The sequence below is a fragment of the Gelidibacter sp. genome (assembly GCF_039916245.1).
Classification (GTDB): domain Bacteria; phylum Bacteroidota; class Bacteroidia; order Flavobacteriales; family Flavobacteriaceae; genus Gelidibacter.
Window position 1 is genome coordinate 1 of record NZ_JBDSLS010000078.1, and the last position, 13,014, is coordinate 13,014.

The following is a 13,014-nucleotide window of genomic DNA, read 5'->3' on the forward strand; positions in this document are numbered from 1 at the left end:
AAGGTATGGCAGATGCTAAATCAAAAACAGGTCAAGGAAAACCAGTTTGTGTGCTTTTAAAAACAGTGATGGGCCATGGTGTTGATTTCATGATGCATACGCACGCATGGCATGGAAAAGCGCCGAATGATGCGCAGTTGGCTATTGGATTGGAACAGAATCCAGTGACTTTGGGCGACTATTAAAAAAGTCGGCAGTTAGCAGTCACAGTCAGCACCCGATAGCTATCGGGACTGAAGGACTTTTAAAAAAAACATTAATTAAACAGATACCCACCTTCGTGGGCATTACCATGAAAACATACACAAATACAGGAAATAAAGATACTCGTTCAGGTTTTGGAGCGGGATTGACAGAATTAGGACAAACCAATGATAAAGTTGTTGCGCTTTGTGCCGATTTAATTGGCTCCTTAAAAATGGACGATTTCAAAGCAAATCATCCAGAGCGTTTCTTTCAAATAGGAATTGCTGAAGCAAACATGATTGGTATCGCTGCTGGTTTAACCATCGGTGGAAAAATTCCGTTTACAGGAACTTTCGCTAACTTTTCAACAGGTCGTGTTTACGATCAAATTAGACAGAGTGTCGCTTATTCTGACAAAAACGTCAAAATTTGTGCGTCTCACGCAGGTTTGACCCTTGGTGAAGATGGTGCGACGCATCAAATTTTAGAAGATATTGGATTGATGAAAATGTTGCCAGGAATGACCGTGATCAATACGTGTGATTACAACCAAACTAAAGCAGCTACCATTGCCATTGCAGACCATAAAGGCCCAGTTTACCTTCGTTTTGGACGTCCATCAGTTCCAAATTTCACGCCAGAAGATCAAAAATTTGAAATTGGTAAAGCTTTGCAATTAACTGAAGGTACTGACGTCACTATCGTTGCTACTGGACATTTAGTTTGGGAAGCACTTGAAGCGGCTAAAGCATTACATGAACAAGGCATTTCGGCAGAAGTAATCGACATCCACACGATTAAACCTTTGGATGATGAAGCCATTTTAAAATCGGTTAAAAAGACCGGTTGTATCGTTACCGCTGAAGAGCACAACTTCTTGGGTGGATTAGGTGAGAGTGTTTCACGCGTTTTATCATTAAACCATCCAACACCTCAAGAATTTGTGGCTACACAAGATACTTTTGGAGAATCTGGAACACCAGCACAATTGATGGAAAAATATGGCTTAAACAGTGCGTCTATCATTAAAGCTGCACAAAGAGTGATTGAGAGAAAGAAGTAGGCATTGGGGATGTGGGATTAGGTGTGAGGGATTTGATTAACGATTAACGATTGATGATTGTTGATTGTTGATTGTTGATTTTAGGAATTATTTATTATTGCTATTATTTATTCCACTTAACCAAGACTTAGAACTTTCAAATTAAAATTTAGAACTTTGAACCATAGGCGTTTGAAGTTCTTTTTTTTTAACAAAACCTACAACGCTTCTAAAAATAGATGGAAACAAAGAAATAATTAAGGTTTGGCAGCGTTTTTGTTTATATCAAACCTCAAACTTAAAAACAACAATTATGAAAATTATGAAAAATCTTCACCAGCAATTTAAAGTTAGACGTGACATGAGTAAAAAATTAATTTTAGCAATGTTTGCTTTAGCAGCATTTACGTTGACTACCAATGCTCAAAACGGAGACGGTTTTGGTATTAAAGCAGGATTGAACTATAATGCCAACGGCAATTATTTTCAATCCATAGGAGCCAATGCCAAACATCCAGATCGCAACGTGGGTTACCACGTAGGTTTATATGGTAAAATTGGAGATCGTTTGTATTTCAAACCAGAATTGGTGTACACACAAACCAAAAGTGAATACGGCAGTGATGCTCTTAAATTGCAGAAAATAGATGCACCATTAATGGTTGGTCTCAAAATTTTAGGCCCTGTAAGTGTCTTTGCTGGTCCATCGCTAACCTACATCCTTGACTCTAAATTTGAGGGCATTAGCCTTAAAGACCTTGAGAATGAATTTACCATTGGAGCACAATTCGGAATCGGACTAAATTTCAACGGATTTGGAGTTGACGTTCGATACGAAAAAGGTTTAAGTAAAAACTATGGTACTGTTGGTGTTTCTGATAGTCGAATTGACACACGACCTGATCAATTGATCTTAGGTATTTCATTTGCGCTATAAGTCATTCAGATCACTGAATAACAAAAAAGGCTATCATTGATTTGATAGCCTTTTTTATATTCTATTTTTATTAAATTCAGATAGGATTCAAAACAGAGTTTCAATATCTATCCCTAATTTTAAATGATGACATCAGTCTAGTTTCTATCATCTCTATTCTATCTTCTGTCAGAGCCATCTCGATTCATTTATCCAACAGACTGACTATATTTCTGATTTCTCAGAACCCTATAATTTACTGTAATCTTTTTTAACATCTTTTTGAAGATGATCCCACACGCCATTGCCATCAGAATCTACAAACTTAAGCGTCTTAATGGTAATGATTCCACCATTATTTGTTCTGCTTCTTACAAACTCAATTGTCGTATCCAAAACTGGTTCTTCCTCGCCAAGGTTCGTATTGACCGTATAGGTTTGTCTGGTCATTTCATTGATGGTTAATATACGATCGCCATCATCATCATTATCCAAAAAGTTTGGAAGGTTATCACCATCTGTATTGTCATTAAACAAATTTTTGTCGCCATTTAAATCTTCCAGATAAGAAGGAATACCATCGCCATCATGATCATTGATTTCTGATTGGTACAATTCAAACGAAAACATCAAATTTGAATAGGCAGGAATATCTCCGGAGGGTGGATTGTTATAATAACCTAAACCTGAAGGCAAGAACATAACGCCAAGTCCATAGTTATTAAAAGTCACCGTGCCATCGCTGTTTTCAGTATAACCTTCGGAAGTTCTAAACTCAGGAACAACTTCACGCCATCCAGCAACTACGCTCATAAGGTCAAATTCAATTGGGGTGACACTACTGTCAAATGACTTACCATTGGGTAGAAACCCGTTATAATTCACGCGGACATTATCTGAAAAATTAGGCTTTTCCCCACCACCTTCGTTAAGCATTAAATAGTAGAATTGATAATCCGCACCATCATATCGCCCAGTCTTTGGATTGTCAATATCAACCGCTACGCTTAACATTTGATTATTGTCAGGATCTGGCATTGGCAAAAAGTTACCACTGGCATCCTTTGGCAATTTTGAAATGACAAGTTCAGAAATACGATGATTGCCAGGCTCTGCAAACGTAGCACGGTTGTAGTAATGCGTATTTAAATAAGTCTTTAAAGAATCAAGATCGGCTACCTGTTGTTCCGTTCGGTCGCGTTGTGGAATTTCTTCAAAATTATCATCGTCTTTTTTACAGGAAGACAATAAGGCTAAAAAACATAAAGTTGTGAGAGCGTAGGCTTTTAATTTCATCAATTTAATTTTATTCATTTTCAAAGCAGTTGCAATCGTCTTAAATTCATTCGCTTAAACAATTAAAATGAATTGTTTATGAATCTTTCAATATTGCTTATTTTTGCCGGCAAGATACAATAATATAATACGTTTGCACAACAACATTAACGTTGTTTTAAAATTTTTAATATGCGAATAGATAAATTCCTTTGGTGCGTCAGATATTACAAAACACGCACCATTGCTACAGAAGCTTGCAAAAAAGGACATATCAAAATTAATGGTCAAGCCGCAAAACCCAGCCGAGAAGTTTTTGCAACCGACAAAGTAGAATTGCGTAAAAATCAAATCAATTATCAGCTTACGGTCAACGATATTCCGCCAAACCGTGTGGGCGCAAAATTGGTCGATATTTATGTAAAAGATACTACGCCGAAAGAAGCTTTTGAAGCTCAGGAACTTTTAAAATACTCCAAAGATTATTATCGCAAAACAGGATCAGGACGACCGACCAAAAAAGACCGACGGGATATTGACGATTTTTATGAGGATAATAAGGACGACAATAAGGACGATTAAAAGAACGCTTTTTTTATCTTTGAACAAACAATAGCCAACGACAGCCAACACTAGCAAAAATGACAGCAGCCAAACAAATCATACTCAATCACCAGGAAATCAATCATAAAATAAGACGCATTGCCTATCAAATTTATGAGAACAATGTGAACGAAACTGAAGTTATTCTAGCAGGAATTGATGCCAACGGCTACATCCTGGCCAAAAAACTAAAATCCAATCTCGATAAAATCTCCGATTTAAAATCCGTATTGTGCAAGGTGGTCATTGATAAAAAGAATCCGTTAAACCCGATTACCACTTCAATTACAGCGGCTGACTACAGCAATAAATCCATTGTGCTTATCGACGATGTATTAAATTCGGGGAGCACGCTTATTTATGGTGTGAAACATTTTCTGGACGTGCCCGTAACACAATTCAAAACGGCGGTACTCGTCAATCGAAACCATAAAAAGTATCCGGTTAAGGCCGACTTCAAGGGCATTTCGCTCTCCACTTCCCTCAATGAGCACGTGGAGGTTATTTTGACAGGAAAAGTTTTTGAAGCCTTCTTAAAATAAGCGAGCCATAATTTCTTCTGTAATTGTTCCTACACTTTTAGCATCGGTAACAAGCGTTTGATGGCTTTGACTATAATAAAAAGAGCGTTCAAACAGATGCTTTCCGATAAACTCGATTAATTCCTCCTCCGTTTTAAGATGCGCGATTAAGGGACGTGTCGATTTTTCAGGATGGAGGCGCTTGACCAAATTTGGGATAGAACTTTTCAAATAAATGCTATGGGCATGCGCTGTGTTTAAAATGGCCTCCATATTGCTCCCGTAACAAGGCGTTCCACCGCCAAGAGACAGAATGATATTATCTTGCTGCAAAAGCTCATTTAAATAGAGGTGTTCTTTTTTTCGGAAATAAATCTCCCCTTTGGTTTCAAAAATCTGCGAAATGGTTAAGCTTTCCTTTTTTTGGATATAATCATCCAAATCGATAAATTCAAAATTAATCATTTTGGAAAGATTCTTACCCACTGTAGACTTTCCACTGCCCATATATCCAATTAAAATAATATTCATAAAACGCCTTACAAATTGATTCTTAAAAACATAGCTAATAGATCTACAAAAAAACAAAAAATATTTCAAAAAAGGGTTTGGTTTATTAATAAAACGATTTATATTTGCACCCTCGTTAGGAAAAGACTTGATAGCTCAGTTGGTAGAGCATAACACTTTTAATGTTAGGGTCCTGGGTTCGAGCCCCAGTCAGGTCACAAAGTGGAAACACTAAAAACTTCAAAACCTTGTTAATCGAAAAGATTAGCAAGGTTTTTTTTAAGGAAAATAAGTTCAGACGATTATTTACAGATATCGTCATAAGATTTTGAATTTTTAGGGTAAAAATAAATTGTTGGTGAAAAAACACCAGCAATGGCCAATTATAATAAATAAAAGGCTTTATATTTGCACCCTTGTTAAGAAAAGACTTGATAGCTCAGTTGGTAGAGCATAACACTTTTAATGTTAGGGTCCTGGGTTCGAGCCCCAGTCAGGTCACAAAGTGGAAACACTACATACTTCACAACCTTGTTAATCTAAAGATTAGCGAGGTTTTTTCTTTTAAGGCCAATTCGTTTCCACGGGAATAATGAAATTACGGGATCAAGTCAAAAAGTTGTGGGATTTTAAGATTACGCATAAATTGTTGTTAGTCTATATAGGAAGAATTGTGGGTTTTTAAGATTAAGCAACAATTGTTGTCCTATTAAAGTTGCGTTGATCTTCTAAGAATAGTGATCAATAAAGGTCTTTCAACGTTTTTGATCCTTAATCTCCTTCATTTCTTGGGTTTTGAAAACTATTGTTAAAACATCATACCCCATTCTAATTATGAATTTCACAGCCCATACTTTCAATTAATTACGGGTTTAGTCTTGGTTCTTGGTTCTATCAGCGAAGCGGCGGTTACTGAGCTCGTCGAAGCGTCTTAATTCTTTTCCGGACAATAAGTGATCAAGAATCAATTGCTGGTCCAAACACCAACAATGCCTAAAATGGGATCCATCCTACATGTTTTGTAACAATCAAGAAAATCCTGAAAATTAAAATTCATCTTAATTCCTCTACCCACAAATCCCCATTCAAGTATTCAGAACTTAAGTCCTTTTCATTAGGAAAGTGTTATCTTCGTCGCCAAGAATAAAACATTGAAAAGGAAAAAATGCTAAAGAAAATTTTAATTGGAATCGGAATTTTTATTGGACTTGTCGTTTTGACTGGCGCTCTTGGAATTTATTACTTTTTTCCGAGCGAAGACAAAGTATTGAATTTCATCAAGGACAATCCCGATAAAACCGCTATTCTTATCGTTAGAAACGACACTATTTTTGCAAGTCAAAACTTGAATAAGGTCATGCCCATTGCCAGTACGGTAAAAATCATACTCGCTATTGAATATGCCGAACAGAGTGCCGAAAGCCTTATTAACCCTGATGACCTGATTCCTATAAACGATCTGGAAAAATTTCATGTCCCCAATACCGATGGTGGCGCTCATAAGGAATGGCTCAAAGCTGTAAAACCTAAAATTTCCGACGGCCACATTAGCATTCGTGAAATTGCAAAAGGCATGATAAAGTATAGTTCCAATGCCAATACCGAATGGCTACTTAATAAACTTGGAACTGACAAGGTCAATAATCGCCTGGACAGTTTAGGTTTAAAGGATCACACTGAAATTTATAATATTGTTTCCGCACTATTTGTGGGAAAAGAGCTTTTTCCAGATCTCAAAGGCCATGAACTTCAAAAAGTGCTAAGCGAAGTTTCTTCAGAAGACTATATTGCCACGACCGAAAAAATATATGAGAAACTTGAATCTGATTCTTTATACAGCAAAGAGCTTGGCGATTTGGGTATGAACATTCAGAAAATTTGGTCAGACCGATTGCCCGCTTCAACCGTTGAAGAGTATGTCACGATTATGCAGAAAATAAATAGTCGGAGCTATTTCCGCGAAGCATCTCAAAACTATTTAGACGAAGTCATGGAATATATTTTAGAAAATCCTGATAATAAAACTTGGTTGGAACATAGTGGCATGAAAGGTGGGTCAACAGCATTCATTTTGAGCAAATCACTTTATGCCACGGATAAAAAGGGAAACAAAACGGAAATGGCCTATTTTCTGAACAACCTGTCTGTCCTGCAAATTGCGAGACTTCAACTATCCATGAATGAATTTAACCTAAAGGTTTTAACAAATAAGAAATTTCGCGAAAAATTAAAAACAGAACTCGGCTCCTAAAATCAACCGATAGATTTATAAGGGCTGCGTATTGATGAAATTACCAAACGCAGCGCGATGGATATTTCATCTATTTAGCTTAGAACATTCTGTAAAGGGTCGTTACGATCATTCCTTTACCATCCGGTAAACGCACAGACAGTAATTGCTTTTCTTCTTCCACCCTCATATGAAATGGTGCCGCTAATAGGTTGATACCACTTTGTTTTTTCAATCGTATGCCTTGACCAGAAATAATATCCTTATTGGGTATAAAATCGCCTTCAGGCAAATGCTCTGTGACGATTACATATTTAAATGCCGAAAATTTCCGCGCTATGCTTTGTACTTCAGCATTCGATAAATGCTGCAATACCTGTCTTAATAAAACACAATCCGCAGCGGGCAAATCATCTACCGCAATATCCAGACATTGGAACTCTAAGTTGGTTTCCATGAATTTTTCTTTATTGCGCTTTATAAGGTTTGCGACGATATCTACCGCAACATATTTTTCAGTATGGCGTACCAATTGCTTTCCTACATTAAAATCGCCACAACCCAAATCACATATGACCAGCGGATTTTTAAAAGAAGTTAAAAATGATTTTAAAACATTGATATATGGTTTTACAATTTCCGGCTGATGTGATCCTTCACCTGAATAAAAATCAGAGGTATTGCCACCCCAAAGTTTTAGTTCATAAATCTGCTCCATGGCAGCTTTGGTTGGCCAAGGTTTTTTTATGCTTTTGGTTCCATGGTCACTCTTCTTCATAAGGTATTTAGTGTTTTTCATAAAAAAATAAGGCTTAATTCAAAGGTACTATTATTTAAAACAGTCCACTCACGATTAAAATTCCACTTAAACATTTTCAATTGAGACGCGCAATTTAGTAGAAGGACTTTTACAAAAAGTTATCTTTTTCGAAATCAACCGTCCGAAGAAAAATAAGAAATCACATGGCATTAACTTATTTCTATCTTGTAGCTTTCAATTTGCAAACACCACGGACAAACAACATTCATATTTACAGAGCCACCTTGAATTTAAAAAAGCTATCTGTCCGCCAAAGCTCTGAAATTCTAATAGATTAGAGTTATAAAGATAGCATCATAAGAAACCAATTATATACTCCACTGTTTAATATCTCATCAGGAAACCTACAAGATTGATCCAACTTAGACAACAGGCCTAAAATAGTGTTACTAACTATAAATCAAATAATTAGGCTATATTTAGATTAACAATTTATACACCTCCATATGGCCACCATAACACTCTCTCTTCTCTTTCATAGAAACACCTCTCAAATGGCCATTCATTTTGATCATGATGAACATCTGAGCGCTTATATTAAAGCATTTGAAGGTGTGCGATGGAGCCATACTCACAACATTTTTTATATAGCACATACTTCCGATAATAAACAGAGACTATTTAATTATTTAAGACTTCAACATCATTATGTTGACTACAGAGCGTTAGGACCTGCAAAGGAAAGCTCATTTATTAAAACTCCAACTAAAATATACATCGCGCTCGGGGAACTTTCGAAAAAACATCATGATGCCTTCCTTAATTTTAAAAATTATTTACTTCAGAAGCGCTATAGCCAAAACACGATTGAAAATTATATTTCCGTATTGGCCATTTTTTTCCGATTTCACGCTTCGAAAGAAATTTTTGAAATTAATAAAAATGACATCATCACATTCAATCAAGATTATATCCTCAGAAACGGCTATAGCAGAACCTTTCAGAACCAAATTATAAGTGCGATTAAACTGTTTTACAACAATCATAACAATACCCAATTAGACATCGAAAATATTGAACGTCCAATAAAAGAGAAACGTTTACCAGAAATTTTATCAAAAGATGAAGTGAAGCATCTTTTGACCCAAGTAAAAAACATAAAGCATAAAACCATTTTAATTTTGGTATACGCCTGTGGTCTGCGCATTGGTGAGGCGTTAGCCTTAAAAATTGATGCCATCGACGGCACTCGGGGCTTTATACATGTTAAGCACGCCAAAGGGGCGAAAGATCGCTATGTCCCCTTAAGTTCTAAAACCTTAATTACTCTGCGAAACTATTATGCGCTTTACAAACCGAAGACCTATTTATTTGAAGGCATAGATGGGCAAATGTACTCTCAAGGCAGCTGCCGAAAAATTTTACGAAATGCTCTACAAAAAACAGCCATCAAAAAGCACGTGACCTTACATACTTTGCGGCACAGTTATGCTACACATTTACTCGAAAGCGGCACCGATTTGAGATATATTCAAGATATATTGGGCCATAACAGTCCTAAAACCACCATGATTTATACGCATGTAAGTCAAAGCAGTTTAAAAAATATTAAAAACCCATTTGACGACATGGATATATAATCTATATTGTTCAACAAAAGCACCAAAAGGTACGCCTATCCCACCAAAAGAAAAGGATAAGGATATTTTTGATGCTTGTATATATAAGTTGTGTTTAATTTGGACCAACTGTGCGGTTTTGCACAATGAATTATCAATAAATGGAGAGGATGCTGTTTTAAGGGAAAGATTTTTCTTTGCCCAAGTCTTTCGATTTCATCGTTGAGAGCTCGCTATCAAAACGTTGGGAACGTAAAAGACTTGAACAAGTTAGTAAAATAAAATGACAAAGTCAATAGTTTTATTTTACTGACTTTAAAACAGATCTGCGCATTGATAAGTCCAGAAAAGACGACTCGATATCTCCGGATATCGCTCATATTTTATGGCTTCATTAAAGTGCGAAAGTGCATTTTTGGAATGTTCTGGAACAGTTGGCCAAACTCCGTCTTTTACAAAAAAGGCTATTCCCCTAATTAAAAAGAGGTACGCCCAAATAAAAAACTAAACACAACAACAGCTAAAAACAATACCTGTCCCGCTTTTTTGGAAAGGATATTAATTTGAATGAAATTAATGTTAATTTAGTCTCGCAGGTAAAACAGGTACTGTTCCTAGCTGCGAGACGTTGGCGGTAATTTGAAAAAAAATCGTTCATAAAACAAAAATTGAATCTTGAAAAAAGTAATACTTCTGATTTTAATGCTCAATTGCGGAATTGGATTTGCCCAAAAAGATTTTCCGTTTTTTGAACAAATTGCATTCGATTTTTATCGGACTAAACTTCTGGATTCTTTCCCTATCCAAAAGAAAATTAAAGTCTTTCCATATGTAAACCAATTCCATACTTCAGGAATTTCAAATCCAATCTGTTTGGGAATCGATTGGAAAAACAATAACCAATTCCAAGAACTTGACTCATATACAAAAAGTCAATACAATATCGATTCTAATCGTTATGAACTTGATTTTCGTGACTTGGACAAAAGGAAATTTAAAATAAAGCGAAATGGAAATGGAAATTTTCCGAAATTATATATTTCCCCACCGAATACAGAAGGAATCGGAACGGATAAAATTTACGTGGATATTAATGAAGCTCATAAAAATAAAACTGTAATTTATCACTTTGAATTTAATAAAAAAGGAGAAATAAAGGATTGGTGCAAAGAGGTTAATGAAATAATACGAATAGAATAAAAACTACCGCCAACACCGCGTAAAAATAATTGCTGGTTCTCGCCTACTTGGAAATTCCTGCGGAATTTCCACAGGCTCGGTCAATTTTTGTTATTTTAGGTGTTTATCCCACGCAACTATTCTTACGCATAAACGTTAGGCAACATATGAAAAATGAAAAAAAAACCTTATTCCTTTTAATATTCTTATGTTTCGCCTGTAAACAAAATCAATCAGTAAATAAAAATATTCCAAAAATAAAATCTGAAAAAATCTTACAGATTAATGATTCTATTCTTAATTCGAGAGACTATATAGGATTTGAAAGCTATGAAGAAAAACTATACTTCTATGACAACAGAAATAGATTAAAAAAATTAATTATTGACTCTTCGAATATATACGAATATGAATACACAGAGTTTGATAGTATTAAAATAGTTAAGAATAAAAACGATAAGAAAACTATTATTTCATATTTATATTACAATAAAAGCAACTACCCCATTAAAAGAATAGATTCAATGGAGGGAAAGAATGTGATGACAATCAACAAAAAATACAATTCAAATAATAAATTAATTAAGATGGAAAGTTACTTTCCTGAATCAAATTATAAAGAGATTATTCTTAAAAACTATGACTCAAATGGAAAATTGAAAAATGAGGAAATTCAAAGAGGTTCAGAGCCTACTAAAAATAATATTTATGAATATGAGAAAAATTTAATTATAGTAAAAGAAGATTTTGTCGATAATTCAAACTACACAGAAGTTAAAAAATACTACAATTCAGAAAAGACACTAATTAAAAATATTGTAGAGCCAATTGGAGCTACCAGATATATGATTTTAATTCAAGAATTTGATAAATTTGGTAATCTTAAAAAACATTTACAATTGGATGAAAATAACGATACAATTGGTATTTGGAGTTATAAATATAAGTATGATTCAAATAAAAATTGGATAATAAAAACAAGTATTCACAATGATAGTATTTCAGGTTCAATCAAAAGGGAAATAAAGTATGAAGAATAAAAATACGTTGCCTAACAACGTATAAAAACAATAGGGCAATAAGTGCTTAACCCAATGATAATGGCACATTTACAAGGTCGCCAAATTTTTAAATTTGGCTTATTGATAAAGAAAATATAATAAGAAAAATTTAAAAATTTGGCTTGTGTTTAACCGAATGGTAATCGCATTTTTTCCGCCCTACTATTCTTATACAAACACGTTAGCACACAGTTAAAAAAAACCGGAAATCGCAATATTAAACAGAAAATTTTTTGGTTTTTATGAACTCAAAGAATTAAAATTCACAACACGGAATTTACCTATTTTGCGAAAAACAAAAAAATCCTTGAGATCCAATAATAAGTCGCTTAAAACCCGAAAACCTATGAATGCCAAAAGTTTGGCTTAAAAATAGAACGACAAATAGTACGGAGAAATTCGCTCTGACGCAGAAAAATCTTCCGAAAAAATCGGAGTTTTTTTTGATGTTTAGGGAAAAACCAAAAGATGAGTTTATCGACCGAATCGGAAAAAATTAAGACAAAAAACGGAATACGGAAAACCGCAACAAAAATTAATCTTATTTGATTAAATTAGACTTTTAAAGAACATTTCGTCCGATTTAAAACGAGGATGAAGAATTAAAACCGTGTGCTAACACCGTGTATAATCTATGGCTTAGTTCGTGCCTATTTGGAAAATCCTGCGGATTTACCAAAGGCAATTCACCGTTTGGAAAGTCCGTGAATATTAATCGCCACAGCTCATACACATAAACGTTGTGCGCCAGTTAAAAAAATCAATAAAAACCGTACTTAAATTCAAAATTTTAGACTTTTAAGAAAGAATCCTTAATTCGATAAAAAAATAACATCGGAATAAATACTCTTGCGGAATTACGAAACGTTCGGAAAAAAAATCAAATACTACCGCAGAACTTTACGGAAAAAACCATTTCCAAAAGTTCAATTTTTAACAATAAAAAATTAGAAATCAAAAGTTTTGGCTGAATAGAAACACGGCAAAACGTTGAAAAAAAAGCAGAATCGAAATTGATTTTTTTTGAGGTTTTTAAGTGAAATAATAAAGATTTAATTGTAAAAAACAACGTCGGAATTCAACGATTACGAATAGAAAAAATAAAACCAGCG

At 34.7% G+C, this 13,014-nt stretch carries 11 protein-coding genes, 2 tRNA genes and 1 pseudogene; 11 read left to right on the forward strand and 3 right to left on the reverse strand.

The genetic code is table 11. From position 1 onward, the window contains the following. The 3 genes and pseudogenes from ABIQ28_RS03700 to ABIQ28_RS03710 form a co-directional block, all read left to right on the forward strand. Positions 1-185: pseudogene (locus tag ABIQ28_RS03700) on the forward strand (transketolase); the annotation flags it as partial. Positions 186-292: 107 nt separating this feature from the next. Beyond that, positions 293-1,249 carry a transketolase family protein gene (locus tag ABIQ28_RS03705; protein ID WP_348035403.1) on the forward strand — a complete coding sequence of 319 codons (957 nt, stop codon included), beginning with the start codon at positions 293-295 and terminating at the stop codon, positions 1,247-1,249. A 301-nt stretch (positions 1,250-1,550) separates the two neighbouring features. Then, positions 1,551-2,165 (forward strand): outer membrane beta-barrel protein, encoded by a 615-nt coding sequence (locus tag ABIQ28_RS03710; protein ID WP_348035404.1) that lies wholly within the window; start codon positions 1,551-1,553, stop codon positions 2,163-2,165. 228 nt (positions 2,166-2,393) lie between these two features. Here ABIQ28_RS03710 and ABIQ28_RS03715 read toward each other — a convergent pair whose 3' ends face one another. Then, positions 2,394-3,458, reverse strand: coding sequence for an FKBP-type peptidyl-prolyl cis-trans isomerase (locus ABIQ28_RS03715; protein ID WP_348035405.1), 1,065 nt, complete (start codon positions 3,456-3,458; stop codon positions 2,394-2,396). A 153-nt stretch (positions 3,459-3,611) separates the two neighbouring features. Between ABIQ28_RS03715 and ABIQ28_RS03720 the strand changes: the two genes are divergently transcribed. Together ABIQ28_RS03720 and ABIQ28_RS03725 are read left to right on the forward strand one after the other, a co-directional pair. Next, positions 3,612-4,001, forward strand: coding sequence for an RNA-binding S4 domain-containing protein (locus ABIQ28_RS03720; RefSeq protein ID WP_348035406.1), 390 nt, complete (start codon positions 3,612-3,614; stop codon positions 3,999-4,001). A gap of 59 nt (positions 4,002-4,060) precedes the next feature. Then, on the forward strand, positions 4,061-4,564 hold the full coding sequence (locus ABIQ28_RS03725) for a phosphoribosyltransferase family protein (RefSeq protein WP_348035407.1): 504 nt from the start codon (positions 4,061-4,063) through the stop codon (positions 4,562-4,564). Here ABIQ28_RS03725 and ABIQ28_RS03730 read toward each other — a convergent pair. Then, positions 4,556-5,074: a shikimate kinase gene (locus tag ABIQ28_RS03730; RefSeq protein ID WP_348035408.1), complete on the reverse strand. Its 519-nt coding sequence runs from the start codon at positions 5,072-5,074 to the stop codon at positions 4,556-4,558. The two genes, ABIQ28_RS03725 and ABIQ28_RS03730, sit on opposite strands and share 9 nt — an antisense overlap. Positions 5,075-5,198: 124 nt before the next feature. Between ABIQ28_RS03730 and ABIQ28_RS03735 the strand changes: the two genes are divergently transcribed. From ABIQ28_RS03735 to ABIQ28_RS03745, 3 genes are all read left to right on the forward strand, one after another. Beyond that, positions 5,199-5,271, forward strand: a tRNA-Lys gene (locus tag ABIQ28_RS03735). Between the two features lie 210 nt (positions 5,272-5,481). Next, positions 5,482-5,554, forward strand: a tRNA-Lys gene (locus ABIQ28_RS03740). Positions 5,555-6,218: 664 nt separating this feature from the next. Beyond that, the gene (locus ABIQ28_RS03745) at positions 6,219-7,304 is read left to right on the forward strand and encodes a serine hydrolase (protein ID WP_348035409.1); all 1,086 of its coding nucleotides are present in this window, start codon (positions 6,219-6,221) and stop codon (positions 7,302-7,304) included. Positions 7,305-7,383: 79 nt separating this feature from the next. Here the strand turns inward: ABIQ28_RS03745 and ABIQ28_RS03750 are convergent, their stop codons facing one another. After that, entirely contained in the window at positions 7,384-8,061 is a 678-nt protein-coding gene (locus ABIQ28_RS03750) for a class I SAM-dependent methyltransferase (protein WP_348035413.1), read from the reverse strand. A gap of 488 nt (positions 8,062-8,549) precedes the next feature. On the opposite strand from ABIQ28_RS03750, the gene ABIQ28_RS03755 reads away from it, so the two are divergent. The 3 genes from ABIQ28_RS03755 to ABIQ28_RS03765 all read left to right on the forward strand — a co-directional run bounded on the left by ABIQ28_RS03755 (position 8,550) and on the right by ABIQ28_RS03765 (position 11,881). Beyond that, a complete protein-coding gene (locus ABIQ28_RS03755; protein ID WP_348035410.1) occupies positions 8,550-9,683 on the forward strand; it encodes a tyrosine-type recombinase/integrase in 1,134 nt (377 codons plus the stop codon). Between the two features lie 654 nt (positions 9,684-10,337). Continuing rightward, positions 10,338-10,862 (forward strand): hypothetical protein, encoded by a 525-nt coding sequence (locus ABIQ28_RS03760; protein WP_348035411.1) that lies wholly within the window; start codon positions 10,338-10,340, stop codon positions 10,860-10,862. 146 nt (positions 10,863-11,008) lie between these two features. Then, entirely contained in the window at positions 11,009-11,881 is an 873-nt protein-coding gene (locus ABIQ28_RS03765; protein ID WP_348035412.1) for a hypothetical protein, read from the forward strand. Positions 11,882-13,014 lie beyond the last annotated feature (1,133 nt).